Here is a 25,830-nt window from a genome sequence, read left to right as displayed (position 1 = left end):
TGTGAATGTTTCGGTTATGTCGCCCATGTCTCCCGAAGTGGACATAAGGCGTGTCTTCTCGGGTGGGTGCCGGGCGGTCGTCGATTTCCGTCCGGGGCGACAATTCTTCGATTACTGCTCGCCCGTCAGCGTCGGCCAATTTCCGGAACAAGTCAAAGAGGGGTGATTGATCGGATGATCGGCGGCGCTTATCTATGCCTCGGAAAGCCGGTCCGGGGTGACCATCCGCGCCGCGTTTCACCTGGTCACGGGCGCGTGCGGCCGGCCGGGACGGTCGGGCGCGGTCCACCCGGAAAGGTGGACGTGTGTAGAGTAGCGGCTCGGATGAATCGCCGTTCACCGGGGGTGAAGGGACGATAAGCGGCGCCTATTAGGTGATCGAAATGGCCTCTTTGACTTCCCCCGGTAAAAGGCAGAAACTGGCTTTGCAGCGGGATTCGGATAACGCGAATCGCGGACAGGGCACGAGGGACGGCGCCCGAGGCTCTCCCTCCGGGCCGAACGTCTGCCGCAGCGGCCGCCCGCCCGGACCCGAGGGGACCTCACACCACGCTCCCGGGACCGAGCCGGCCTCCGCACGGCGGCGCGTCATCTCCCCGCCGACCGGAACCCGCCTGTACAGGCGTATGTGAGAAAGAGGCAGAGCACATTATGAGCAGCAGCATCGAGGACCCGATCGACGACCTTTCGGTCACGCCTCCCAAGAAGTGGGCCACCGGTGTGCCCGCCGTGACGCACGCTCTGGAGTACTCCCTGAGCCAGACGTCGCCGCGCCGCACCATGCTGACGCTGCTGAACATCAACCAGATCGACGGCATCGACTGCCCGGGCTGTGCCTGGCCCGAGGACAAGAAGCGCCACTTCAACGAGTACTGCGAGAACGGCGCCAAGCACATCAACGACGAGGCCACCTCGCGCCGCGTCACCCGCGACTTCTTCAAGCAGTACTCGATCGCCGAGCTGGACTCGAAGTCGGACTACTGGCTGAACCAGCAGGGCCGCCTGACCGAGCCGATGATCAAGCGCCCGGGCGCCACCCACTACGAGCCGGTCAGCTGGGACGAGGCTCTCTCCCTGCTCGCCCGCGAACTGCGCGCGCTGGCCTCCCCCGACGAGGCGATGTTCTACGTCTCGGGCCGCCTGAACAACGAGGCCGCCTTCCTCCTCCAGCTCTTCTCCCGCGCCTTCGGCACCAACAACCTGCCGGACTGCTCCAACATGTGCCACGAGTCCACCGGCTGGGGACTGGGCCAGTCGCTGGGCATCGGCAAGGGCAGCGTCTCGCTGGACGACATCCACCACTCGGACCTGATCTTCCTCGTCGGCCAGAACCCGGGCACCAACCACCCGCGCATGCTCGCCGCGCTGGAGGAGACCAAGCTCAACGGCGGCTCGGTCGTCGCGGTCAACACGCTGCCCGAGGCCGGTCTCATCCGCTTCAAGCACCCGCAGAAGGCCCGCGGCGTCATCGGCAACGGCACCGCCATCGCCGACCAGTTCGTGCACATCCGCGCCGGCGGCGACATGGCCCTCTTCCAGGGCCTCAACAAGCTCCTCCTCGACGCCGAGGACGCCGCGCCCGGCACCGTGCTCGACCACAAGTGGATCAAGAAGAACTCCATCAACTTCCAGGAGTTCGCCGAGCACGTCCGCAAGATCTCCTGGGACGACATCCTCACCGCGACCGGCCTGACCATGGCCGAGATCGAGGAGCTCCACCAGCGCGTCATGAAGAGCAAGAGCGCCATCGTCTGCTGGGCGATGGGCGTGACGCAGCAGAAGCACGGTGTCGCCACCATCCGCGAGATCACCAACTTCCTGATGCTGCGCGGCAACATCGGCAAGCCGGGCGCGGGCGTCTGCCCCGTCCGCGGCCACTCCAACGTGCAGGGCGACCGCACCATGGGCGTCTGGGAGCAGATGTCCGACGAGTTCCTGGACGCGCTCGGCCGCGAGTTCCGCTTCGAGCCGCCGCGCCACCACGGCTACGACGCCGTGCAGGGCATCAAGGCGATGTACGAGGGCAAGGCCAAGGTCTTCCTCGGCGTGGCCGGCAACTTCGTGCGGGCGACCCCCGACAGCGAGTACACCGAGCAGGCGATGCGCAACTGCCGCCTGACCGCGCACATCTCGACCAAGCTCAACCGTTCCCACACCGTCTGCGGCGAGTACGCGCTGATCCTGCCGACCCTGGGCCGCAGCGACCGCGACTACCAGAACGGCGTGGAGCAGTGGATCACCGTCGAGGACTCCATGAGCGACGTCCACCGCTCGCACGGCAAGCTGCCCCCGGCCTCCAAGCACCTGCTCAGCGAGGTCTCGATCATCGCCCGGCTGGCCCGCAAGACCCTCGGTGACAAGCCGAACATCGCGTGGGAGGAGATGGAGGCGGACAACGACAACATCCGCGACCACATCTCCCGCGTCGTCCCCGGCTTCGAGAACTTCAACGAGCGGGTGCGCCAGCCCGGCGGCTTCAACCTGGGCAGCCCGGTCAACCGCGACGTGTTCCCGACCCCGAGCGGCAAGGCCGTCTTCTGGTCGAACGACTTCTACGCGCCGCACGTCCCCGACGGCCACCTGCTGCTGCAGACCACGCGCTCGCACGACCAGTGGAACACCATCTGGTACGCGCCCAACGACCGCTACCGGGGCATCCACAACGCCCGCCGCGTCGTGATGGTCAACCCGGCCGACCTCAAGGAGCTCGGCTTCGAGGACGGCGACATGGTCGACCTGGTCAGCGTCTGGCACGACAAGGAGCGCCGCGCGGAGAACTTCAAGGTCGTCTCCTACCCGGCCAGCCGTGGCTCCGCCGCGGCCTACTACCCCGAGACGAACGTCCTGGTGCCGCTCGACAGCACCGCGGACATCAGCAACTGCCCCACCTCCAAGGGCGTCGTGATCCGCCTCGAACCCGCCCGCGTCCCCGCGGGTGCCCGCGCCGCCGGCTGAGCCGGCGCGCCCCCTCCTCCACCGACGGTCCGGTGGAGGAGGAGTGCCACGGATGGCCCGGACCCCGCAGCCCCGGCGGGCCCGGGCCATCCGTGGATGTCCCCGGACCACGAAACCCCTCCGGGACCACCCGCCTGACGACGAGTCACTGCCTTGACCCCTGACACCTCCCGGCCCCCCGGGCTCCGGCACCCCCGCCGCCCCGGCACCGGCCGCCCCGCAGGACGCCCCGCCGGACCCGTACGCCCCCGGCCCCGCCCGCCCCGCTGAGCTGTGCCCCACGCTCCACGCGGGGCACACGCGCACCCCGACCACCCACCCGTCGCGCCACGGCTCGCGCCGTCGGCCGTCACCCCGTACCACGGTGTCACCTACAGTGGATTTCTCAGAGCTCTGCTGTCTGCCGTCACCGCAGGAACCGCCCCCTGACCCCAGGGGACGCGCGGACCCCGTCGCCCGGCGCGTCCCTCCACCCCGGCGGCCCGCCCCGGCCGGCCGCCCCAGCGAACCAGCTCACCGGCGCGAGACCCCCCGCCGCCGGGCCTAGGAGAGGAACAAGACCATGGGACGAGTGACCGTGCGGCGTCGAGTGCTCCGCATCCGCGACGGCGCGTCCACGCACCGCCCGGACACCCTCGCCGCCGAGGAGCCGATGGAGATCCGCGTCGGCGGACGCCCGCTCACCGTGACCATGCGCACCCCCGGCGACGACTTCGACCTCGCCGCCGGCTTCCTGGTCAGCGAGGGTGTCGCGCACAAGGAGACCGACGTCGCGGGCATCCGCTACTGCCTGGGCGCCACCGACGACGGCAGCAACACCTACAACGTGGTGGACATCGTCCTCGGCCCCGGTGTGGAGGCCCCCGACGCCTCCCTGGAGCGGAACTTCTACACCACGTCCTCCTGCGGACTGTGCGGCAAGGCCAGCCTGGACGCCGTACGCACCGTCGCCGCCTGGTCCGTCGCCGACGACGAGCTGCGCATGAGCCCCGAGATGCTGGCCACCCTGCCCGAGAAGCTGCGCGCCGCCCAGAAGGTGTTCGACAGCACCGGCGGACTCCACGCGGCCGGGCTCTTCTCCTCCGACGGCGAGCTGCTGTGCCTGCGCGAGGACGTGGGCCGGCACAACGCCGTCGACAAGGTCGTCGGGCACGCCCTGCGCTCCGGGCTGCTCCCGCTGCGCGGCTGTGTGCTGATGGTCAGCGGCCGTGCCTCGTTCGAGCTGGTCCAGAAGGCGGTCATGGCCGGCATCCCGATGCTCGCCGCCGTCTCCGCCCCGTCCTCGCTCGCCGCGGACCTCGCCGCCGAGAGCGGCGTGACCCTGGTCGGCTTCCTGCGCGGCGACTCGATGAACGTCTACACCGGCGCCGAGCGCCTGGAGCCCCAGCCCGTCGCCTGACCGTGCACGGGGGTACGGCGCCTCGACGGGCGCCGTACCCCCGCGTACCCGTGTCAGACCGCGGTGCCGGGCAGCCGCTCCAGGGCGGCGGCGACGTCGGTGCTCCGGGCGACCTCCGCCAGGGCCCGCGCCATCACCGACCCCGGGGTCTGCGCCGTGGTCACCAGGCCGACCGGCACCTTCCAGTCCGGCTCCACCAGCGGCACCGCCCGCATCCCGTGCGGCACGCCGAACACATGGAGCCAGGCGTGCGGCACCACGCTGGCCCAGCGGCCCGTGCGCACATGCGAGAAGAGCGCGGCCACCGAGTCGGTCTCGATGCGCGGCGAGGGTGTGGCGCCGGCCTTCGCGAAGACGCCGTCCAGGATCTGGCGGCCCTGCATCGACTCGTTCAGCAGGCACAGCGGCAGCCGCGCCGCCTCCGCCCACGTCGCCGTCGCCTGATGGGCCAGCCCGTCGGCGGCCGTGAGCAGCAGGACGTAACGCTCCTCATAGAGCGGAAAGGCGTGGAAATGACTCGAAAGCTCCTCCGGAAGATAAGTGATTCCGGCGTCGATCTCGAAATGCTGGAGCTGGCGGAGAATGTCCTCCGACTGCAGATCCGCTATCACTTCCACCGTCACCAGGGGATGCGCGGTGCAGAAAGGCCCCGTCAGCAGCGACACCGCGGCGGACGCGGTCGGCACCGAGCCGATCCGCATCCGGCCGCTCAGACCGCTGCGCAGGGCACCGACCTCGTCCCGCAGCGCGTCGCGGTCGGCGAGGATGCGCTGCGCCCATACGACGATGCGCTCGCCCTCGGGCGTCAGGCCCTCGTACTTGCGCCCGCGCCGGACCAGCGGTACGTCAAGTTCGTCCTCCAGCTTGCGGATCGCCTCGGAGAGGGCGGGCTGGGAGACGGAGCAGGCTTGGGCGGCACGGGCGAAATGGTGCTCCCGCGAGAGGGACACGAGGTACTCGAGTTGGCGAAACAGCACGCAATGGGTGTACCGGAATGCTCCGCGAAATGCCAATCGGCGCTCGTGGCGCCGGTCGGGTCGGCTGCCCGGCCGGACCCGGGCCGGGCCGGTCCCGGGGCGTGTGACCAGGCCCGACGGGCCCCCGCGCGGGCCGTGCGAGATGTAGGGGAATTCACACATTGCCGGACCGGGAGCGGTTTCCCGGACTTCCGGAAATTCAGCGGCCGTATCGAACCGGCGAGGTCCGCCGGATCGCCGATTTGCTAGAGTTATTGAGAGATGCGAAAGAATCGCGGTAACTCCTCTTCTCTGTTCGCCGGACTGGCCCGTGTTCTCTCCCCGCGGGGCTCGTTCGCCATGGCCAAGGTGAGCGGAGCGCTTCCTTTCGCACTGCGGGCCGCGCTGACCATGGCGCTGCCGACCCTGCCGCTGGTGCTCCTCGGCCACCCCCGGCTCGCCTTCTTCCCGGCCCTCGGCGCGTTCACCATCACCTTCGAGCGCAGCCTGCCGATGAGCCGCCGGCGCCGGCTCTGGATGCTCGCGCTGGTCGGCGCCGTCATGACGCTCGCCGTCGGGCTCGGCTCCCTCCTCGCCGTCTGGGCCGGACCCTCCGGGCCCTGGTTCCAGGGCGTGGCCGCCGTCGCGGGGATGGCGGCGGTCGCGGGACTGGCCAAGTTCGGCTGCGACTACGCGGGACTGCGCGGTCTGGGCGCCGTCCTGATCCTGCTCTCCTTCGCGGTCACCGCGGAGGGCACCCCCGGCCTCGGCGACGTGCTCCCGCACACCGCGCTGGCCGCGCTCGGCGCCGCCGTCGCCTGGCTGGTCTGCCTGCCGAACTCGCTCCAGCCCCAGCGGCTCCAGCGACTCGCCCTCGCGGACGCGCTGAACGCCTTCGCGCGCGCCCTCGACGCCGCCGGGCCCGCCGAGACCGCCAAGGCCCGCCACCAGGCCGTCGCCGCGGCCCTGCGCGCCTACCACGCGCTGAACGAGTCCGGCGGCGGCGAGCCCGACCAGTCCGCCAAGCCCGTGTACTCGGCCGACTTCGTCTGGTCGCTGCTGACCGACGACACTCGGCACTCCACCGAGGACGCCGAGGTCGCCCGGCAGCTGCGCGAACAGGCCCGCGTCCTGGCCGACCGCCGCTGGCACACGCTCCTGCCGCTGCCCGAGGAACTGCTCGACGGCTCGCCCCGCCCCCGCTCCGGCGACGCCGTCACCCCGGACGAGGCCGGGGCCGCCACCCTGCCGCCCGTGCCCCCGCGGCCGGCCGCCCCTGCGTCGCGGCCCGCCGACCGGCGCACCCGGGTCGAGACCAAGCGCGGCGGACCCGGACGCCGCCGGGCCGCCGCCCTGATGCCGACCGCCGTACGCACCGCCGTCGGCACCGCCGTGGCGGGCGGACTCGCGCTGTTCCTCGGCGTCGGCCACAGCTACTGGGCCGCGATCTCCGCCGCGGCCGTGCTCCACTCGGTCAACGCCTGGAGCACCGTCCAGCGCTCCGTCCAGCGCACCATCGGTACGGCCGTCGGGCTGCTCATCACCAGCGCCGTCCTCGTCATGCACCCCGGCTCGCTGGCCATCATCTGCCTGATCATCGTCTTCGAGTTCCTGCTGGAGTACGTCGTCGCCCGCAACTACGGGCTCGGCGTCGTCTTCCTCACCCCGCTCGCGCTGCTGCTGAGCGAGCTGTCCTCGCCGGTCTCCGCCGAGCGGCTGCTGCACGACCGGGTCATCGGAAGCGTCATCGGCATCAGCGTCGGCCTGGTCTGCGCCCTGCTCCTCGTCCACGGCCGGGCCGCCGAGCGCCTGCGCGACGCGCTCGCCGCCTCCGTCTACGCCGCCGACCGCGCCCAGCGCGCCCTCTCCGGCACGCCGGGCCAGCGCCGCTTCGCCCAGGTCCAGCTCGCGGCCGCCTCGGTGGAGCTGTACGAGGCGAAGGAGGCCGCGCGCGGCGAGCTGCGGCCGTCCCGTGTGGACCCCGCCGCCGTCCTCGCCGCCCAGCGACGCGCCTACGACCTGCTGGGCCGCCTCAGCCACTCGATGCTCCGCGGCACCCCCACGACCCGCCAGAGCCTCCGCCCCGGCCACTCCCCGTCCCACCGGACGCACCCGGACCCGTGACGCGTCGGACCCGTGACGCCCTGGGCCTGTGATGCCCCGGGCCCGTGACGCCCCTGGGGCCCTGGCGCCCGGCCCGCGCCTGCCCCGACACTGCGCCTGCCCCGGCGCCCGGCCCGCGCGGGGCCCGACACCGGGGCCGCGCTCGGCTCCGCCACCGGCCTCCCGCTGCCCCGGCGGACCCGGACCGGCCCGACACCGTACGGCTCGCCGTCGACCCCGACGTCACCGCCCGGCCCGCGCTCGCCCCTGCGCCGGGCCCGCGCCGGCCCCTGCACCGGGCCCGCGCTAGCCCCCGCGCCCGGCCCGCAGTTCCCCGAATGTGCCCCCAACCCCCCACCGGCGTCTATGTTCGTGCTGCGTACAAGCGATGAGAAGGCAGGTTTTTCCGTGATCGAGACGCAGCCGATAGTCGTCCCGCCGGCCAGGGCGGCGGTGTTTCTCGTGGCCACCGTGGACCCGGGCGGGGAGGAGAAGGTGCGGGAGCTGCTCGGGGACGTGGCGTCGATGCGGCGGTCCACCGCCTACCGGGACCCCGACGCGCAGTTGAGCTGTGTCGTCGGTGTCGGCTCGGAGGTGTGGGGGCGGCTGTTCAGCGGGCCGAGGCCGGCCGGGCTGCATCCGTTCGTCGAGCTGAAGGGGGAGCGGCACCACGCGCCCTCCACCCCGGGCGACCTGCTCTTCCACGTGCGCGGCCGCCGGATGGACGTGGTGTTCGAGCTGGCCCGGCAGTTCGGGGAGCGGCTCAAGGGCGCCGCCACGATCGTGGACGAGGTGCACGGGTTCAAGTTCTTCGACGACCGCGACCTCCTCGGCTTCGTCGACGGCAGCGCGAACCCGGAGGGCCGCCTCGCCGCCGAGTCGGTGCACATCGGCGACGAGGACCCGGAGTTCACCGGCGGCAGCTATGTCATCGTGCAGAAGTACCTGCACGACATGGACGCCTGGCAGGGCACCTCGCTGGAGGAGCAGGAGGCGACCATCGGCCGCTCCAAACTGGAGAACATCGAGTTCCCGGACGACGTGAAGGCCCCGGACTCGCACGTCGTGGTGAACACCATCACCGGCGAGGACGGCCGCGAGCTGAAGATCGTGCGCGAGAACATGCCGTTCGGCCGCATCGGCGACCGCGAGTACGGCACATACTTCATCGGCTACGCCCGCACCCCCGAGGTCACCGAGCGGATGCTGCGGAACATGTTCCTGGGCCGCGAACCCGGCCTGCACGACCGCATCCTGAACTACTCCACGGCCGTCACCGGCACCCTCTTCCACGTGCCCACGGCCGACTTCCTGGAGGACCCGCCGCCCGCGCCGAAGCCGGACGGCAGCGCGCACACCCCCGCGCCGTAGCCCAACGGACCCCGCGCACCGCCGAGTCGGAACGGCGGTGCGCGCCGGGCCCGGCACCTGGTGAACCCAACAGCCTTTCTTTACGAAGGCTTTTCCGCAGACCCGGCCCCATCTCCCTTGAGGCACCCGGCGATTCGGGTCCACCTGCGAAGCAGTGACCTAGGCTGGGCACACTCGCGACATGCACGCGCCGCGCGTTGACCCGGAGCACAGGGAGTTGCCATGACCCAAGACACGTCGGGACGGTCCGCAAGCGACGAAGAGACGCGGTCTCCCGAGTTCCACCCGTACGACCACCCGGCGGCGGGCTGGGGCGCCGCGAAGAGCGTGACACGCTTCGTCATACGCGAGGGCGAGTTCGTCGACGGCCCCCGGGCCATACGCAAGATGAACCACGAGGACAAGGGCTTCGACTGCCCCGGCTGCGCCTGGCCCGACGACCTCAAGGGCCTCAAGCTCGACATCTGCGAGAACGGCATCAAACACGTCACGTGGGAGATGACCCGCAAGCGCGTGGACCCCGCCTTCTTCGCCGCCCACACCGTCTCCGAGCTGGCCACGTGGAGCGACGCCGCCCTGGAGGACCAGGGCCGCCTGACGCACCCGATGCGCTACGACGCGGACACCGACACCTACGTCCCCGTCTCCTGGCAGGAGGCCTTCGACCTGGTCGGCCGCACCCTGCGCGGCCTCGACAACCCCGACCAGGCCGCGTACTACACCTCGGGCCGGCTCGGCAACGAGGCCACCTTCCTCTACCAGCTGATGGCCCGTGAGCTGGGCACCAACAACCTGCCCGACTGCTCCAACATGTGCCACGAGGCATCCGGCCGCGCCCTCCAGGCCGCCCTCGGCACCGGCAAGGGCACCGCCGACCTCAAGGACTGGGAGGTCACCGACGCCCTGTTCATCCTCGGCGTCAACGCGGCCTCCAACGCCCCCCGGATGCTCACCTCGCTCGCCGAGGCGTACAAGCGCGGCGCGCAGGTCGTGCACATCAACCCGCTCGTCGAGGCCGCCGCCCGGCGCACGATCATCCCGCACGACTTCGTGGACATGGCGCTGTTCAAGTCCACCCCCACCAGCACGCTCAACCTCCAGCCGCGCATCGGCGGCGACATGGCGCTGCTGCGCGGCATGGCCAAGGCGATCCTCGCCGAGTCGGAGACCGACCCCAAGGCGCTGGACCGCGAGTTCATCGAGCGGCACACCGTGGGCTTCGAGGCGTACCGGACGCTCGTGGAGGCCACCACCTGGAAGGAGATCGAGGAGCAGAGCGGTCTCACCCAGGCCCAGGTCGAGCAGGCCGCGCGCATCTACTGCGACGCCGACCGCTCCATCTTCAGCTGGTGCCTCGGCGTCACCCAGCACGAGCACGGCGTCGACACCGTCCGCGAGATCGTCAACGTCCTGCTGCTGCGCGGCAACCTCGGCCGCGAGGGCGCGGGCCCCTCGCCGGTGCGCGGGCACAGCAACGTGCAGGGCAACCGCACCTGCGGCATCGACCACCGCCCCTCCAAGGACTTCCTGGACCGGCTCGCCGCCGCCTGCGAGATCGACCCGCCCCGCGAGCACGGCCTCGACACCGTCGGCACCATCGAGGCCATGCACACCGGCGAGGTGAAGGTCTTCGTCGGCATGGGCGGCAACTTCGCCCTCGCCGCGCCCGACACCGCCTACACCTTCGACGCGCTGCGCACGTGCGAGCTGACGGTGCAGGTCAGCACCAAGCTCAACCGCAGCCACCTGGTCCACGGCAGGCAGGCGCTCATCCTGCCCTGCCTCGGCCGCACCGAGAAGGACGACCAGGTGGCCGGCGAGCAGTCGACCTCGGTCGAGGACGCGATGAGCATGGTCCACCTCTCGCGCGGCATGAAGCGCCCGGCCTCCGAGCACCTGCTCTCCGAGCCCGCGATCATCGCCGGCATGGCCCGCGCCGCGCTCCCCGACAGCGCCACCCCGTGGGAGTGGTACGTCGAGGACTACGACCGCATCCGCGACACCATGGCGAAGGCGCTGGAGGGCTTCGAGGACTTCAACCGCCGCGTCCGCCTCCCGCTGGGCTTCCGCATCAAGCAGCCCGCCCGCGAGCTGGTCTTCCGCACCCCCTCCGAGCGCGCGGAGTTCTCGGCGGCCGAGCTGCCCGACGTGCTGCCCAAGCCCGGCATGCTCAAGCTGGGCACGATGCGCTCGCACGACCAGTGGAACACCACGATCTACTCGGACGACGACCGCTACCGGGGCATCAAGAACCTGCGCACGCTCGTCTTCATGAACGAGGACGACATGAGCGAGCGCGGCCTGAAGCTCTTCGACGAGGTCGACATCACGAGCGTCGCCAAGGACGGCAGCACCCGCAGCGTGTACCGCTACAAGGCGGTGCCGTACGACATCCCGCAGGGCTGCGCGGCCGGGTACATGCCGGAGATGAACGTGCTGTGCGCCATCGGCGACTACAGCACGCAGAGCGACCAGCCGCTGATGAAGAACGTCAACGTGCGGGTGGTTCCGGCCGGTTCGGCCCAGTAGGCACAGCGGTGCGCGCGGCCGGCCCCCACGGCGGGACCGGCCGCGCCGTGTCGTGCCCGCGCCGTGTCGTGCCCGCGCCGCGCCGTGCCCGCGCCGCGCCGTCAGCCGCCGATCTCGATGTTCCGCCGGGTCGTCGCGCCCGTCTTGGGCAGCAGCACCGTCAGCACGCCGTCGGACAGGTCGGCCTGCACACCGTCCACGTTCACGTCGCCGGGGACGCGGATGCCGTAGGAGAAGCTGCCCTCCCTGCGGCGCAGCGCGTTGGTGCCCTCGGTGTCGTCGAGCCTGCCGTGGATGTGCAGTTCCCGGCCGTCCACCTCGACGCCGACCTGTTCGCGGGGGATGCCGGGAAGCTCGGCGCGCACCAGATAGGCGTCGCCCGCGTCCTCCTCCTCGACGAGCGGCATCCAGTGCCGGGCCGGGCTCTCCGGCTGCGCGGACTGCTCCACCAGGCGGCTGACCTCGCCCCACAGCTGCTGGAGTTCCACCACGGGATCGTGACCGGCCCACCAGGCCGACCTCGCGGTCTTGGCGACGTCCGCTCGTTCGTCCATGCCCTGTCTCCGATTCGTCTCCTCGGCCTTTCGGATTTCCGAGTCTAGGCCCGATGCTCTGCGCCCGCGCAGGCAACGGAGAGTGACCGAATTCCGGTGCGCGGGGCGTGCCGAAAGAGGGTGCGCGGGGTGTGCCGATAAGAGAGGAGAAAGCTGTCCGGCACCCCCCTGGAGAGGTCCGTACAAGCGGTGTGGAAAACCCCTCGGAGCCCTTGCGGGAGCACGCCCGCTCCGGTTGCGGCGCACTGGACATCGCGGTTCAGTGAAAACCTGATCCGTCGCGCACCAGGAGCTGCCATGTCGATGTCGTTCGGCTCACCGTTCGGTTCGTCCGACCCTTTCAGCGACCTGCTGAATCGGTTCTTCGGCATGTCGCCGGCGTCCTCGCCGCCCGCCGTCCAGCGTGTGCCCATCGGCCGGCTCCTGACCGAGTCCTCGCAGGAACTGCTCAACCTGGCGGCCCAGCGCGCGGAGGAGGACGGCACCTCCGATCTCGACACCCAGCACCTCCTGTGGGCGGCCACCAAGGTCGAGCCCTCGCGCAGGCTGCTCGCCCAGGCAGGGGTGAACCCGGACAAGCTCGCGCAGACGATCGCCGAGGTGCTGCCGAGCGAGTCCGGCACCCCCTCCGCCGAGCCGGGCCTCACGCCCGCGGCCAAGCGCACCCTCGCCGACGCCTTCGCCCAGTCCCAGGCGGCCGGCGTCTCGTACATCGGCCCGGAGCACATCCTCGCCGCGCTCCTCGACGACGCCGACTCCGGCGCGGGCCGCCTGCTGTCCGCCGAGGGCGTCGACGGCAGGAAGCTGGCGTCCCGCACCGAGCAGGCCGCGCGGCAGGACCAGGGCCGCGGCGGCGGCCCCACCAGCACCCTGGACGAGTTCGGCCGCGACCTGACCGAGGAGGCCAGGCAGGGCAAGCTCGACCCGGTGGTCGGACGCGCCGACGAGATCGAGCAGACGGTCGAGATCCTCTCCCGCCGCTCCAAGAACAACCCCGTCCTCATCGGCGAGCCCGGCGTCGGCAAGACCGCCATCGTGGAGGGCCTGGCCCAGCGCATCGTCATCGGGGACGTCCCCGAGACGCTGAAGGACAAGCGGGTCGTCGCCCTCGACATGTCGGGCCTGGTGGCCGGCGCGCAGTACCGCGGCCAGTTCGAGGAGCGCCTGAAGAAGGTCATCGAGGACGTCCAGGCGTCCGAGGGCGAGATCATCCTCTTCATCGACGAGCTGCACACCGTCGTCGGCGCCGGCGCCACCGGCGAGGGCTCCATGGACGCGGGCAACATCCTCAAGCCCGCCCTGGCCCGCGGCGAGCTGCACGTGGTGGGCGCGACCACCATCGACGAGTACCGCCGGTACGTCGAGAAGGACGCCGCCCTGGAGCGCCGCTTCCAGCCGGTCATGGTGCCCGAGCCGAGCGTCGCCGAGACGGTGCTGATCCTGGAGGGGCTGCGCGACGCCTACGAGGCCCACCACCAGGTCCGCTTCGAGAACTCGGCACTGGAGGCCTGCGCGGGCCTGTCCGACCGTTACATCACCGACCGCTTCCTCCCCGACAAGGCCATCGACCTGATGGACCAGGCCGGTGCCCGCGTCCGGCTGCGCAGCGCGGCCCGCTCCACCGAGGTCGTCGCCCGCGAGGACAAGATCGCCAAGCTCCAGCGCGAACTGGACGAGGCCGTCTCGGGCCAGAACTACGAGAAGGCGAACGACCTCAAGGGCAGGATCGCCGAAGTCGAGTCCGAACTCGCCGGGATCGAGGAGCGGCGCGAGGGCGTCGTCACCGTCACCCCCGGCGACATCGCGGACATCGTCTCCCGCCGCACCGGCATCCCCGTCTCCCAGCTGACGGCCAGCGAGAAGGAGCGGCTGCTCCACCTGGAAGAGGAGATGCACGCGCGGATCGTCGGCCAGGACGAGGCCGTCACCGCCGTCTCCCAGGCGGTGCGCCGCAACCGCGCGGGCATGGGCGACCCGAACCGCCCGGTGGGCTCCTTCCTGTTCCTCGGCCCGACCGGTGTCGGCAAGACCGAGCTGGCCAAGGCCCTCGCCGAACTGCTCTTCGGCGACGAGGACCGCATGATCCGCTTCGACATGAGCGAGTTCCAGGAGAAGCACACCGTCGCCCGCCTGGTCGGCGCGCCTCCCGGATACGTCGGCTACGAGGAGGCCGGGCAGCTCACCGAGAAGGTCCGCCGCCAGCCGTACAGCGTGGTGCTCTTCGACGAGATCGAGAAGGCGCACCCCGATGTCTTCAGCACGCTGCTGCAGATCCTGGACGACGGCCGGCTGACCGACGGCCAGGGCCGCACCGTCGACTTCCGGCACACGGTCATCATCATGACGTCGAACATCGGCGCCCATCTGATCCTCGCGCACCAGGGCGACGTGTCCGAGATCAAGGACGACCTGATGGAGGAGCTGCGCGGCCGGTTCCTGCCGGAGTTCCTGAACCGCATCGACGACATCATCATCTTCCACAGCCTTGGCGAGGACGAGCTGTCGAAGATCGTCGACCATCTGCTGGCCCAGACCCGCCGCCGGGTGGAGGCGCAGGGCCTGCACCTGGAGGTCACCGAGGCCGCCAAGAAGCTGCTGATCGCCCACGGTCACCAGCCGGAGTTCGGCGCCCGTCCGCTGCGCCGCACGATCCAGGCGGAGCTGGACAACCGCATCGCCGAGCTGCTGCTGAGCGGCGACGCCGAGCCGGGCGACACGATCGTCGCCGACGTCCGCGACGACTCGATCCACTTCTCGGTGCGCAAGGGCGGCGAGCACGACAAGGGCGACGACAAGGGCGACAAGGACAAGCACGCCGAGAAGAAGACCGAGGCGAAGGCCGGGAAGGCGAAGAAGGACGCCGAGCCGGCCGCGAAGAAGACGGCCTCGTCCGGCGGGCGCAAGAAGGACCACAAGGACGCCGAGCACGAGGAGCCGAAGAAGGACTGACCGCCCAGGGCCCGCCCCCTCGCGCGGCGGGCCCGGCAGGCGCGGCCCGGGCGTGAGAGGCGCCCGGGCTCTCATCGAGGGAGCACCGATGGCGCACCACCACAAGACGAACAAGGAAGTCGAGGGCAACCCCGACCGCGGCCACGGGCGCGGGATGCCCCTCCGTCCCGACGAGGAGCGCCTCGAGGAGCGCACCCGGGAGGACGAGCGGGACGTGGGCCTGCCCGTCCGGGAGCCGGAGAGCCCCGAGCGCGTCTACGAGCAGGAGCGCACCGAGATCGACCGCCAGGTGGACCGGGGCGAGGTCGAGACCGGCGACGTCACCCGCAAGGAACGCGACCCCTTCCCGCCGTCCGACTACGACGACTGAGCCGCACGACGCTTTCCGGCTCTCAGGCCGCCGCCCCGAGACATCTCGTCGCGGCGGCCGTGAGCGCGCGGGTCCCGGTGGCGATCGTCGGCTCGATCCGCGAGGGCGCGCAGAACAGGGCCGGTGTCCCGGCGCCGTCCGGCTCCGCCTCCGGCATCACGAGTCCGCCGCCCAGCAGCCAGAAGCAGGCGGGGGTGTCGGTGGCGGCGAGCACCCGGCCCATCGCCAGGTTCTCCGCGCACGGGCCGGGGCGGATAACCGCCATGCCGCGCGCGGTGAACGCGGTGAGCGTCCGCTCGGTCAGAGGCGGGTCGTTCCCGATCCCGGGCAGCGAACGCACCTGCCGGATCTCCGGCACCCGGTCCGCGCCGGCGGAAAGCGCCTCCAGATGAATGGCGCGCACAATGGCGCTCAATACCCGGGTGCGGACGCTCTCCTGGAATGTCCGTGCGTTTATCAGGATGTGCGCCTGCGCGACGGCCTCGGAATTGTGATCGGCGCCGCTGTACAGAGGGTCGCGCGGTGTCGAGAAAAGCCCCGCGTCGACGTGTGCCATTCCCGGATCAGGAATTGCGTCGGGAATGCGGTGCAGGCGCCGCACGATGGCGGCGGCGAGTTCGGCGGGCGCGAAATCGGGGCGGACACTTCCGTACACGGTGGCGCTGAGCACGTCACAGGCGGCGAAGCGCTGGCCGGGACGGCAGCCGACCGTGCCCGGCGGCAGCGCGGACAGCCGCTGGCCGAGCGCCACGGCGGGCCGGCCGAAGCGTTCGTAGAGCCCGTCCCCGAGCAGGGCCTGCGCGCCGCGGCCGGTCTCCGTCGCGGGCTGGAACAGACAGACCAGCCGGCCGCGCCAGCGGGCACGTCCCGCCGTGAGGGCGCGCATGGCGCCCAGCAGACAGACCATGTGCATGTCGTGGCCGCGCGCGTGCATCACGCCGTCGTGGACCGAGGAGTAGGGCAGGCCGGTCAGTTCGGTGACCGGCGGCGCGTCCAGACCCGCCGTCAGCAGGACCGTGGGCCCCGGCCCGTTGGCCAGCGTCGCGACGACGCCGGTGCGGCCGACCCTGTCGGTGACGGCGTACCCCAGCCGGGAGCACCGCTCCGCGATCTCGGCGGCGGTGCGGTGCTCCTCGAAGGCGGGCTCGGGGTGGGCGTGCAGCGCGCGGTAGAGCCGGGCGAGCGCGGGCACCGCCCCGCCCGGGCCGGGGCGCCCCCGGCCGCTGTCCGCGTGCTCTGCCAAGGCGTCACTCCCCGGCTCTCCCCGAGCGATTCGGGCATTCAGGGAGAGTCTACGTGAAGCATATGACAGCGGGCCGGGCGTGCCCCGGGGACGGTCAGCCCTGCTCGCCGGGCGTGCCGAGCGAGACCACGACCGCCGTCGCCTTGCCGTCCGGCGCGTCGTACGACACGGTGTCGCCCGCGCGGTGGCCGAGCAGCGCCTGCCCCAGCGGGCTGTCGGACGTCACCAGGCTCTCGTCGCGCGAGTCGGCGATCTCGCCGATGTGCAGCGTCTGCGTCGTGTCGTCCGAGAACCGGATGGTCACGGTCGTGCCGACGCCCACCACGCCCTCGGGCGGCGGACCGGCCAGCTCCGACTGCTTCAGCCGTACGGTGACGTCCTCGATGCGGCCGTCGAGGCGCCGCAACTGGTCGGCGCGCTGCAGCTCGTCGGCCTGGTCGGCGCGGTCCCCGACCTCCTCGGGGTCCTTCAGCGTCGAGGCCACCAGCGCGCGTTCCTCGCGCAGGTCGGCCAGCTCCTGTTCGAGCGCGTGACGTGCGTCGGCGCTGATGGGCTCGGGGTCACCGGTCATCCCTGCTCCTGAGGTACATGCGTACGGGCTGGACAGGAGAAACCTTAGGTGGGCCGTCAAGTGCCCTGCCAGTCGGCGCCGCTCGTCGGCCCGGCGCGTCTCATCGGCCCGGCAGGTCTCACCGGTCCGGCGCGTCTCACCGGTCCGACGGCCCCGCCGGGTGGTCCGGCACCCACGGCCGCTGCCACGGCACCCCGCCCGACACCAGCGCGTCGGCCTGCGGTGGCCCCCAGGAGCCGGGCGGGTAGGGGTGCACCGGCGGGGGATAGGTCAGCAGCGGCTGCACGATGCGCCAGCACTGCTCCACCACGTCCTGCGGCGCGAAGTAGCGGCCGTCGCCGGTCAGCGCGGCGTACAGCAGCCGTTCGTACGGTGCGAGGGGCGCGCCCAGTTCATGGGCGAAGACGTTGTCCAGCGGGACCATGCGCCACGCGGAGTTCTCGTCCAGCGCGGACAGTTGCAGCCGCATCCCGGCCTCGGGGTCGATGCGCAGCACGATCTGGTTGCCGGCGACCCGGCACGGATCGGGCAGGAAGTTCAGCGTGGGCGGCTCGCGCAGGATCAGCCGCACCTCGGTCACCCGGACCGGCAGCCGTTTGCCCGCGCGGATGAGGACGGGCACCCCGGCCCAGCGCCAGTTGTCGATGCCGAGCCGGAGCGCGGCGTACGTCTCGGTCGTCGAGCCCGGCGCCACCCCGGAGATCCCCTGGTAGCCGGTGTACTGGCCGAGCACGCAGTCGTGGGCGTCGGCCTCCGGCATCGCGCGCAGCACCTCGACCCGCTTGGCCCACAGGTCGGCCGCGCTGGAGCCGGCCGGCGGGTCCATCGCCACCAGGGCGAGGACCAGCAGCAGATGGTTCTGCACCACGTCCCGCACGGCGCCCACGTCGTCGTAGAAGCGGCCGCGCTGCTCCACCCCGAACTCCTCGGCCAGGGTGATCTGCACGGCCGTCACGCTGTCGCGGTGCCACACCTCGGCCAGCGCGGAGTTCGCGAAGCGCAGATACTCCAGCTCGATCACCGGCTCCTTGCCCAGGAAGTGGTCCACGCGCAGGATCTGCCCCTCGTCGAGCACCTGGGTGAGCTGCCGGTTCAGCGCGCGGGCCGAGGCCAGGCCGTGTCCGAAGGGCTTCTCCAGCGCCACCCGCGCCTGGCCGAGCAGCCGCGCGGCGGCCAGCTGGTCCACGATCGGCGTGAACAGCGAGGGCGGCGTCTCCAGATAGAACAACGGCCGCCTGCGACGGCCCAGTTGATCCGCCAGCCGCTGGTAGGGCCCGGGGCCCTGGAGGTCGCCGTGGATATAGCTCAGGCGGCTCGCCAGCCGGTCGAAGACGGCCGCGTTGACGGACGGTTCGGCCGCCTCCACCGCCTCGCGGGCCCGCTCCACGAGCTGCTCGTCCGTCAGCTCCCGGCCCGCCATGCCGATCACCGGGCAGTCGAGCAGCCCGCGCCGCTCCAGCCGGTACAGCGCGGGGAACGTCATCTTCTGTGCGAGGTCCCCGGTCACCCCGAAGATCACCAGAGCATCGGCTTCCCACGAACCGGGCATGGGCTCCCGCTCCTCACCGTGGACGCGATCCTTCCCGCCATCGTCCGTGCCCCGGACCCGGTACGCGACTCGGCCGGTCGGCGCTGGCCCGGCACACGGACGGCGGGTACGGTGTCCGGACGCGTCGCGCGGTGGCCCGTTCCGCCGTGCGTCCGGACCGAGCCGTCGAGAGCCGCAGGAGGTATCCCATGTCCTCGAAGCGCCGTCGTAAGAAGAAGGCCCGCCGCGGCAACGCCGCGAACCACGGCAAGCGGCCTCAGAGCTGACACCGGCCTGAGCCGCACGGGCCCGGGAGCCTCTCCCTCGGGGGAGGAACCCGGGCCCGGCCTCGTTTCCCGGCCCGCCGGCCCGACGGACCGGCCCCGCTCAGCTCCGCCGCGCCGGCTCCTTCACGTCGCCCCGGCCGCCGCGCGGATGCCCGAAGCGGGCCTGGAGCGCCGCGTCGATCTCCTCGTACGAGCGGTCCTTCGTCTCCGGCACGAAGCGGGCCACGAACAGCAGCCCCAGGAAACAGATCACCGCGAAGACGAGGAAGGTCTGCCCCTGGCCGATGGCCGCGGCCACGGGCAGGAACGCCTGGCTGACGACGAAGTTGGCGATCCAGTTGGCCGTCGTCGCCGTACTGGAGCCCAGCGCGCGCACCCTGGGCGGGAACACCTCGCCGACCAGCACCCAGAAGATCGGCCCGAGACCGCCCGCGTAGGCGGCGATGTACAGGATCATGCACACCAGGGACAGCTCGGAGTTCCAGCCCGCGATGAAGCTCAGGCCCAGCAGCGCCACCAGGAGCGCCATGCCGGCCAGCGAGACCAGCAGCAGGGTGCGGCGGCCCGCGCGGTCGATCAGCTTGGTGGCCAGGATCGTCATCAGCAGGTTGATCACGCCGATGAACACCGAGTAGAAGATCGAGTTCGAGGCGCTCAGACCGGTCTTCTCGATGATCGTCGGGGCGTAGTAGATGATCGTGTTGATGCCGCCGAACTGCTGGATCAGGGCCATCGCCAGACCCACGGCCAGGGCGGGACGCACCCCCGGGGTGAGCAGCGTGCGCCAGCCCACCGGGCGCTCCGGCTCCTCGCCCGGCTTGCGGCGCGGCCCCGGCACCTCGTTGCGCAGCCGCGCCACCACCCGGGACGCCTCCTCGGGCGGCAGGACCCGGCCCAGCACCTCGCGCGCCTGCCGCCAGCGCCCCTTGCGCACCAGCCACGGCAGCGACTCCGGGAGCACCAGCAGACAGCACAGGGTCAGCACGGTCGCCGGGACCGCGCCCAGCGCGAACATCAGCCGCCAGTCGCGGCTGCCCGCGAACGCCAGGTCCACGAGGTACGACACCAGGATGCCGACCGTGATCATCAGCTGGTTGGCGCTGAGCACCCGGCCCCGGACGCGGGTGGGGGAGATCTCCGAGAGGTACACCGGCACGGTCGCCGAGGCCGCGCCCACCGCCAGACCGAGCACGACCCGGCCGATGAGCAGCGTCCAGTAGGCGGGCGCCGTCGCCGCGATGGCCGTACCCACCAGGAAGACCGCGCCCTCCAGGGCCACCGCCCTGCGCCGCCCGAGCGCGTCCGCGAGGCGCCCCGCGCACAGCGCGCCCGCCATCGCGCCGATCAGCAGGACGCTGACGATCGTGCCCTGCTCGGTGGGGGAGAGACGGAAGTCGTCGGTGACGAAGAGCAGCGCGCCGGAGACGACACCGGTGTCGTAGCCGAACAGGAAGCCGCCGATGGCGATCATCGCCGCCCAGCGGTAGATCCTCCGCATCCCCTCGGGCGGCACCTCGGTGACCGGCCCGTGCGTCCCCGGTTCGCGGGAGAACCCCTGCATCTGCGCGTCCCCCTGTCCTGGGAATGTCCTCAGCGTGTGTCCCCGGTGAGGGCCGGGTGGCGGTGCGGGCAAGGTCTTCCGCGCCGGGCGGCCGCGGAAACGGCCGCGGACCTGGGCGGGTACGCCTTTCCCCCGGACGGACGGCAGCGCTGGCCGGGGCGCGCGGGGCCGCCGAGACTGGACGGCGACTGCCGGTCCAGGCCGTCCCGAGGCCCGCCCCGACCGGGCCGCACCCGCGCGGGCGCCGCCACGCCGGGACTTCCCGCACCGAAGGGGATTACTGTCCGGCTATGAGCGAACAGGGTGAACCCGAGCAGGACCCCGGGACGAACGCGCGCAAGGGCCCCTACCTGGACGCCCGGGTGGGCTCCGCGGCCGGTCCGGGCGCGGGCGGATCGACCTTCACGGTGCTGGTGGCCGCCGCCGCCAACCTCGGCGTCGCGCTCGCCAAGGCCGTCGCCGGTGTCCTCAGCGGCTCCAGCGCGATGCTGGCCGAGGCCGGGCACTCGGCCGCCGACACCGTCACCGAGGGGCTGCTGTTCGTCGCCCTCAAACGCAGCCGGAAACCGGCCGACGACGACCACCCCCTCGGCTACGGCCCCGAGCGGTACATCTGGGCGCTGCTCGCCTCCGTCGCCACCTTCGTCGGCGGTGGCGTCTTCGCCCTCTACGACGGCATCCACGCCCTCACCCACGGCGAGAAGCCGGGCAACCCGCTGATCTCGTACATCGTGCTCGCGGTCGCCTTCGTCCTGGAGGGACTGTCCCTGCGCACCGGCCTGCGGCAGGCCACCGGGCGCGCCGAGCACTTCCGCGTGCCCATCCTGCGCTACCTCCAGCACACCCCCGACACGGCCGTGAAGGCCGTCGTCATGGAGGACTCGGCCGCGCTCATCGGCCTCGCCCTCGCCGCGCTCGGCCTGCTGGGCGGCCAGCTCACCGGGTCCGGGGTGTACGACGGAATCGCCTCGATCCTCATCGGTGTACTGCTGATCTTCGTGGCCTGGGTCCTCGGCCGCGCCAACACCGAACTCCTCGTCGGCCGCGCCCTGCCCAAACCGATGCGGGACGCGGTACGCCGCGAACTGCTCTCCGTCGACGCCGTCCAGGAGGTCCTGGAGCTGACGACCATGGTGCAGGGCCCCGGCGAGATCCTCATCGCCGCGAAGATCGACTTCCGCGACGTCTCCACCTCCAGCCAGATCGAATGGGCCTGCGAGGAGGCGGAGACCCGCCTGCGCACCCTGATCCCGGCCGTCAAGCGCGTGTACCTAGACCCGACCCCGCCGCGGACCCCGACGCCTCCGGCGGCCTGACCGGGCCGGCCTGTCCCCTCTGTCACGCCTGCTCCGCCGGGCGCGGCACCATGCGGGACAGGCCCCGGCGGTCGTAGTAGCGGGTGGCGGTGAAGCCGAAGGCCAGGGCCACCGCGAAGCCGAGGGCGATCATCAGCCAGCCGCGGTCCAGGCCGGCGTCGGCGCGGGCGTCGAAGTAGAGGATCGCGCGGACGCCGGCGGCGAGCTGGCGCATCGGTTCGAACGCGCCGAGGAAGCGGTAGAACCCCGGGACCGCCTCCAGCGGGACCGTGGCGCCCGAGGACGGCAGGGCGAAGGCGATGAAGACGAACATCGAGACCAGCTGCCCGAGGGTGCCGAACGCCGCGTTGATGGCCTGCACGCCGAGGCCGACGGCGAGCGTCGCGCAGTAGGAGAAGATCCACAGCAGGCCCGGATGCGGGGCGTCCATGCCCAGCGCGCCGACCGTCGCCAGCATGATCAGCGAGGTGGTGAGCAGCGAAAGACCCGCCGTCATGACCATCTTCAGCACCAGCATCTGCGTACGGCTGATCGGCACCGTCGGCCTGCGCGAGTGCCAGGGGCCGATCTCGCTGTCCGCGTAGCCCAGCGCGCTGTCGACCGTGTTGTGGATGATGTTGCCGCCGATGAAGCCGGACAGCACCAGCAGCAGCGCGTAGTAGAAGGCGCTCAGACCGAGCCCGCTGTGCGCCCCGATGGGATGGCCGACCTCGGTACGGACCTCCACCGGGTCGGCGATCAGCACCCGCGTGGACGCGCTCTCGCCCCGCACCGCCGGGGAGGCGGAGAGCTGCTTGCCCACCGACAGCGAGATCTCGTGCGCCGCCCGCTGGGTGATCTGGCTCGCCAGCGAGGAGGCCAGGCTGCCGACTCCCGGGTTGGTCAGCACGGTCAGCACCGGACGCTTCGCGGCGCGGGAGGTGGGCAGCGCTCCCACCGTGTCCGTGAAGTCGGCGGGGATCACCAGCGCGCCGTAGACCCGCCCGGTGTCCAGCCGCTCCTGCGCCTGCGCCCGGGTCAGCTTCAGCCAGCGCACGTCACCTCCTTGCGTGGAGGACAGGACGGCGCGGCTCGCCTGCGCGCCGACGTTGGCACGCTGCCCCGGCAGCGGCTTGCCGGTGTCCTCGTCGACCACCGCCACGGGCAGCCGGTGCAGGCTCCCGGTGGGGGTCAGGATGCCGCCCATGTAGAGGAGGGAGAGGAGCAGCGACACCAGCCCGGTCATGACGGCCGGGACGAGCCACAGCTTCTTCCTCCGCAGCAGCTGGGCCGCGTGGAGCCGGTGGACGGAGGGGCGCGGAGGCTTCCCGGAGGCCATACAACTCCAAGGTCGGGGCGGCGACGGCACGCGGGTCGGCGCGCGCAGACGACGATAGATCGGGCGCGGGCGAACCGGACGACACGACACTTTCCGCCCCCGCGAGAGCGCGGGCGTTCCGCCGTCCCCACCCCTGCCGCCGGGGACGTGTGCCTCCTTCCGGGTGACCGGACGGGGCCGACCTCGTAGGGTTCCGGTACCGCGCCCGTACGGCGGCGACGCCCGCACCCGGTGTGCGCGCCCCCGCGAGTGAAGGGACACTCCGCCTCCGTGACCTCCCCGCTCCTGCCTCCCCGGCCGTTCGTCGTGATCGGCAACACCAACCTCGGCCGCCGCGTCTGCGCGACCCTCCAGGAGCGCGGCCGCACGGTCACCCACCTGGCCGGACCCGGCGACCGGGAACTGCGGGCCGCGCTCGCGGACGGCGCCGAGGGGGTCGCGATCCTCCTGCACGACGACGTGGCCGCCCTGCGCTACGCGCTCGCCGTCGCCCACCTCGGACCGCGCGTCCCCATCGTGGCCACCGTCTTCGACCGGACCGTCTCCGACGAACTCGAACGCCTGCTGCCCCAGTGCGACGTGACCTCGCCCGCCGACCTCGCCGCCCCCGCGCTCGCCGGACCCTGCGTCGACCCGGCCACCCTCGCCCTGGAGCGCTCCGGGGAACGGCTGCGGGCCGTACGCGCCCGCGACGGCGTGCCCTGCCTGGAGGAGTGGCTGCCGCACCGGCGCGGTCCCGGCCACCGGATGGGCCGGCTCGCCGGTCAGCTCCGGCCGTACGACGCGGGCGCGCGGCTGCTGCTCATCGGGCTCTTCGGCATCCTCGCCGTCCTCGCCGGCGACTGGTCCTGGATGGTCGCGCACGGCCATCCGCCCGCCGAGGCGTTCTTCCACGCGGCCCGCGTCGTGGCCGGGGTCGGCCCGGCCACGGCCGGCGAGGACGAGACCGGCTACCAGATCGCCTCCGGCCTCGCGATGCTCGCCACCCTCGTCTTCAGTGCCCTGTTCACCGCCGGGATCATCGAGCGGATGCTCGGCCTGAAGCTCATCGGGCTCATCGGCCCGCGCACCCTGCCCCGCTCCGGGCACGTCATCGTCGTCGGCATGGGGCAGGTCGGCATGCGGCTCGCCGCCGAGCTCCAGCGGCTCGGCATCCCCGTCGTCGGCGTCGAACGCGACCCGCACGCGGCGACCGCGCGGCTCGCCCGCTCCCTCGGCATCCCCGTCATGACCGGCCACGGCGGCGACCGGGCCGTCCTCGAACGGCTGCGCCTCGGCCACGCCCGCGCGCTCGCCGCCGTCGGCTCGGACGACCTCGACAACATCGCCGTCGCCATCGCCGCCCACGGCGTGGCACCGGGCACCCGCATCGTCGTACGGGCCGGGGAGCACGAGGCCATCGCGGAGACCCGGTCCCTGCTCCCGATGGGCACCGTCCGCGACGTCACCAGCCTGGCCGCCGCCTACGTCCTCGCGCGGCTGCTGGGCGAGCCGGTCACCGCGGTGGTCGCGCACCGGCACGACATCTGCCTCCAGACGGACGAGGAGACCTTCGTCCCCTTCCCGCTCACCTCCCGCGACCACTGCCCCCACCCGGGCGGCACCGTTTCCGCGCCGGAGGCGCCGGCGCCGCACCACTGATCGGGGGCGGTGGGGGCCGGCTGCGGGGTGGTTAGGGGTCCGGCCGTGGGGGTGGTGGCGGGTTGGGTCGTGGTGGTGGTGGGTCGGGGTCGTGGGGTGGTGCCGGGTCGGGTCGTGGGGTGGTGCCGGGTCCGACTGTGGGGCGGTGGCGGGTCGGGTCGTGGGGTGGTGCCGGGGCCGACTGTGGGGTGGTGCCGGGTCCGGCCGTGGGGCCGTAGCGGGTCGGGCCGCGGGGGCGATGCCGGGTCCCGACTGTAGGGCGGTGCCGGGTCCGTCTGTGGGGCGGTGGCGCGTCCTCGGGCGGCGCGCGCGGCGGGGAGACCGAACACTGGACGGGACCGCTTCTCTCGACGGAAGGATCTCCTCATGGGTCTGCTGCACCGCAAGGATCTCGGACTGCTGGCCCTGCGCCTGGGCACCGGCGGCGTCCTGGCCGCGCACGGCGCGCAGAAGCTCCTCGGCTGGTTCGGCGGGGGCGGGATCGACGGGACCGCCCAGGCGATGGAGGCCATGGGCTACCGGCCCGGCAAGCCCAGCGCCATCGCCTCGGGGCTCGCCGAGGGCGGCGGCGGGGTGCTGCTCGCGCTCGGCCTGGCCACCCCGGCGGCCGGTGCGGCGGTGGCGGGCGGCATGTCGGGCGCCGTGGCCGTGCACCGCAAGGCCGGGTTCTTCATCACCGCCGGCGGCTACGAGTATCCGGCCTACCTCGGCTTCGTCGCAGCCACCGTCGGGCTGTTCGGCCCCGGCCGCTACTCCCTGGACCGGCTCATCGGCTACCGCCTCGACCGGCCCGGCATGATCGCGCTCTCCTTCCTGGCGAGCGGCGCCGCCGCGGCCGTCGTCGTGGGCCGCCGGGAGCGGGGCGTGGCCGAGCAGGCGAAGGAGAGCGAGCGGGCGGCCGCGAGGCGGGGCGCGGGCCCGGCGAAGTGAGCAGCTGCTCGCGCGCCGCCCACCCGGGGTCCGCACATGCGAGCAAAAGTGACGAAAAGCCTCGTATCTGCGACGAAGGACTCGGCCCGGCGGGCCGGGTTCTTCGCATTTCCGCCTTTTCCGCCCCGCCCGCCGGCCTCTTCTCAAGTGACTTGAAGGGAAGGCGAGTTGGAATTTATGCCCCGAAATTCCCGGCTATTGCGCGTCGCGTGGCGGGGGGTCTTTCACCGGCATAGTCTGGCTTAAAGC

At 72.1% G+C, this 25,830-nt stretch carries 18 protein-coding genes; 11 read left to right on the top strand and 7 right to left on the bottom strand.

Going from position 1 to position 25,830, the window contains the following annotated elements:
• Nucleotides 1-651 precede the first annotated feature (651 nt).
• Nucleotides 652-2,955: an FdhF/YdeP family oxidoreductase gene (locus tag AB0898_RS26165; protein WP_366805436.1), complete on the top strand. Its 2,304-nt coding sequence runs from the start codon at nt 652-654 to the stop codon at nt 2,953-2,955.
• A 562-nt stretch (nt 2,956-3,517) separates the two neighbouring features.
• On the top strand, nt 3,518-4,354 hold the full coding sequence (gene fdhD / locus AB0898_RS26160) for a formate dehydrogenase accessory sulfurtransferase FdhD (protein ID WP_366805435.1): 837 nt from the start codon (nt 3,518-3,520) through the stop codon (nt 4,352-4,354).
• A gap of 53 nt (nt 4,355-4,407) precedes the next feature.
• On the opposite strand, the gene AB0898_RS26155 is transcribed toward fdhD, so the two are convergent.
• Nucleotides 4,408-5,331, bottom strand: coding sequence for a LysR family transcriptional regulator (locus tag AB0898_RS26155; protein WP_366805434.1), 924 nt, complete (start codon nt 5,329-5,331; stop codon nt 4,408-4,410).
• Between the two features lie 261 nt (nt 5,332-5,592).
• Between AB0898_RS26155 and AB0898_RS26150 the strand changes: the two genes are divergently transcribed.
• The 3 genes from AB0898_RS26150 (at nt 5,593) to AB0898_RS26140 (ending at nt 11,313) form a co-directional block, all read left to right on the top strand.
• Entirely contained in the window at nt 5,593-7,434 is a 1,842-nt protein-coding gene (locus tag AB0898_RS26150) for an FUSC family protein (RefSeq protein WP_366805433.1), read from the top strand.
• A 387-nt stretch (nt 7,435-7,821) separates the two neighbouring features.
• Nucleotides 7,822-8,784, top strand: coding sequence for a Dyp-type peroxidase (locus AB0898_RS26145; RefSeq protein WP_366805432.1), 963 nt, complete (start codon nt 7,822-7,824; stop codon nt 8,782-8,784).
• Nucleotides 8,785-9,006: 222 nt separating this feature from the next.
• Nucleotides 9,007-11,313: an FdhF/YdeP family oxidoreductase gene (locus AB0898_RS26140; RefSeq protein ID WP_366805431.1), complete on the top strand. Its 2,307-nt coding sequence runs from the start codon at nt 9,007-9,009 to the stop codon at nt 11,311-11,313.
• A 101-nt stretch (nt 11,314-11,414) separates the two neighbouring features.
• Here AB0898_RS26140 and AB0898_RS26135 read toward each other — a convergent pair whose 3' ends face one another.
• Complete coding sequence (locus AB0898_RS26135; protein WP_366805430.1) at nt 11,415-11,867, bottom strand: Hsp20/alpha crystallin family protein; 453 nt, start codon at nt 11,865-11,867, stop codon at nt 11,415-11,417.
• A gap of 297 nt (nt 11,868-12,164) precedes the next feature.
• On the opposite strand from AB0898_RS26135, the gene AB0898_RS26130 reads away from it, so the two are divergent.
• Together AB0898_RS26130 and AB0898_RS26125 are read left to right on the top strand one after the other, a co-directional pair.
• The gene (locus AB0898_RS26130; protein WP_366805429.1) at nt 12,165-14,816 is read left to right on the top strand and encodes an AAA family ATPase; all 2,652 of its coding nucleotides are present in this window, start codon (nt 12,165-12,167) and stop codon (nt 14,814-14,816) included.
• A gap of 88 nt (nt 14,817-14,904) precedes the next feature.
• Nucleotides 14,905-15,186: a hypothetical protein gene (locus tag AB0898_RS26125; RefSeq protein ID WP_366805428.1), complete on the top strand. Its 282-nt coding sequence runs from the start codon at nt 14,905-14,907 to the stop codon at nt 15,184-15,186.
• 22 nt (nt 15,187-15,208) lie between these two features.
• Here AB0898_RS26125 and AB0898_RS26120 read toward each other — a convergent pair whose 3' ends face one another.
• From AB0898_RS26120 to AB0898_RS26110, 3 genes are all read right to left on the bottom strand, one after another.
• Nucleotides 15,209-16,429, bottom strand: a complete 1,221-nt coding sequence (locus AB0898_RS26120; protein ID WP_366805427.1) for a M20/M25/M40 family metallo-hydrolase — start codon at nt 16,427-16,429, stop codon at nt 15,209-15,211.
• A 94-nt stretch (nt 16,430-16,523) separates the two neighbouring features.
• A complete protein-coding gene (locus AB0898_RS26115) occupies nt 16,524-17,000 on the bottom strand; it encodes a GreA/GreB family elongation factor (protein WP_018548779.1) in 477 nt (158 codons plus the stop codon).
• A gap of 136 nt (nt 17,001-17,136) precedes the next feature.
• Entirely contained in the window at nt 17,137-18,549 is a 1,413-nt protein-coding gene (locus tag AB0898_RS26110) for a glucose-6-phosphate dehydrogenase (RefSeq protein WP_366805426.1), read from the bottom strand.
• 188 nt (nt 18,550-18,737) lie between these two features.
• On the opposite strand from AB0898_RS26110, the gene AB0898_RS31895 reads away from it, so the two are divergent.
• Complete coding sequence (locus tag AB0898_RS31895) at nt 18,738-18,815, top strand: 50S ribosomal protein bL37 (protein ID WP_374100450.1); 78 nt, start codon at nt 18,738-18,740, stop codon at nt 18,813-18,815.
• Between the two features lie 100 nt (nt 18,816-18,915).
• Here AB0898_RS31895 and AB0898_RS26105 read toward each other — a convergent pair whose 3' ends face one another.
• Nucleotides 18,916-20,376: a sugar porter family MFS transporter gene (locus AB0898_RS26105; protein WP_366805425.1), complete on the bottom strand. Its 1,461-nt coding sequence runs from the start codon at nt 20,374-20,376 to the stop codon at nt 18,916-18,918.
• Between the two features lie 290 nt (nt 20,377-20,666).
• On the opposite strand from AB0898_RS26105, the gene AB0898_RS26100 reads away from it, so the two are divergent.
• On the top strand, nt 20,667-21,692 hold the full coding sequence (locus tag AB0898_RS26100; protein ID WP_366805424.1) for a cation diffusion facilitator family transporter: 1,026 nt from the start codon (nt 20,667-20,669) through the stop codon (nt 21,690-21,692).
• 22 nt (nt 21,693-21,714) lie between these two features.
• On the opposite strand, the gene AB0898_RS26095 is transcribed toward AB0898_RS26100, so the two are convergent.
• Nucleotides 21,715-23,010, bottom strand: a complete 1,296-nt coding sequence (locus AB0898_RS26095; protein ID WP_366805423.1) for a DUF3533 domain-containing protein — start codon at nt 23,008-23,010, stop codon at nt 21,715-21,717.
• A 270-nt stretch (nt 23,011-23,280) separates the two neighbouring features.
• Between AB0898_RS26095 and AB0898_RS26090 the strand changes: the two genes are divergently transcribed.
• Nucleotides 23,281-24,651: an NAD(P)-binding protein gene (locus AB0898_RS26090; protein WP_366805422.1), complete on the top strand. Its 1,371-nt coding sequence runs from the start codon at nt 23,281-23,283 to the stop codon at nt 24,649-24,651.
• 366 nt (nt 24,652-25,017) lie between these two features.
• Nucleotides 25,018-25,581, top strand: coding sequence for a DoxX family protein (locus tag AB0898_RS26085; RefSeq protein ID WP_366805421.1), 564 nt, complete (start codon nt 25,018-25,020; stop codon nt 25,579-25,581).
• Nucleotides 25,582-25,830 lie beyond the last annotated feature (249 nt).

Source organism: Streptomyces sp. NPDC005435, assembly GCF_040703155.1.
Taxonomy (GTDB): domain Bacteria; phylum Actinomycetota; class Actinomycetes; order Streptomycetales; family Streptomycetaceae; genus Streptomyces.
Note: the sequence above shows the minus strand (reverse complement) of the source record. Positions and strands in the feature narration are given on the sequence as shown.

What these genes read in the sequence shown, in the direction of transcription:
- AB0898_RS26105 (WP_366805425.1), bottom strand. Translation starts at nt 20,376, where the DNA reads ATGCAGGGGTTCTCCCGCGAACCGGGGACGCACGGGCCGGTCACCGAG.
- AB0898_RS26115 (WP_018548779.1), bottom strand. Translation starts at nt 17,000, where the DNA reads ATGACCGGTGACCCCGAGCCCATCAGCGCCGACGCACGTCACGCGCTC.
- AB0898_RS26125 (WP_366805428.1), top strand. Translation starts at nt 14,905, where the DNA reads ATGGCGCACCACCACAAGACGAACAAGGAAGTCGAGGGCAACCCCGAC.
- AB0898_RS26150 (WP_366805433.1), top strand. Translation starts at nt 5,593, where the DNA reads ATGCGAAAGAATCGCGGTAACTCCTCTTCTCTGTTCGCCGGACTGGCC.
- AB0898_RS26110 (WP_366805426.1), bottom strand. Translation starts at nt 18,549, where the DNA reads ATGCCCGGTTCGTGGGAAGCCGATGCTCTGGTGATCTTCGGGGTGACC.
- fdhD (WP_366805435.1), top strand. Translation starts at nt 3,518, where the DNA reads ATGGGACGAGTGACCGTGCGGCGTCGAGTGCTCCGCATCCGCGACGGC.
- AB0898_RS26165 (WP_366805436.1), top strand. Translation starts at nt 652, where the DNA reads ATGAGCAGCAGCATCGAGGACCCGATCGACGACCTTTCGGTCACGCCT.
- AB0898_RS26135 (WP_366805430.1), bottom strand. Translation starts at nt 11,867, where the DNA reads ATGGACGAACGAGCGGACGTCGCCAAGACCGCGAGGTCGGCCTGGTGG.
- AB0898_RS26130 (WP_366805429.1), top strand. Translation starts at nt 12,165, where the DNA reads ATGTCGATGTCGTTCGGCTCACCGTTCGGTTCGTCCGACCCTTTCAGC.
- AB0898_RS26140 (WP_366805431.1), top strand. Translation starts at nt 9,007, where the DNA reads ATGACCCAAGACACGTCGGGACGGTCCGCAAGCGACGAAGAGACGCGG.
- AB0898_RS31895 (WP_374100450.1), top strand. Translation starts at nt 18,738, where the DNA reads ATGTCCTCGAAGCGCCGTCGTAAGAAGAAGGCCCGCCGCGGCAACGCC.
- AB0898_RS26085 (WP_366805421.1), top strand. Translation starts at nt 25,018, where the DNA reads ATGGGTCTGCTGCACCGCAAGGATCTCGGACTGCTGGCCCTGCGCCTG.
- AB0898_RS26100 (WP_366805424.1), top strand. Translation starts at nt 20,667, where the DNA reads ATGAGCGAACAGGGTGAACCCGAGCAGGACCCCGGGACGAACGCGCGC.
- AB0898_RS26095 (WP_366805423.1), bottom strand. Translation starts at nt 23,010, where the DNA reads ATGGCCTCCGGGAAGCCTCCGCGCCCCTCCGTCCACCGGCTCCACGCG.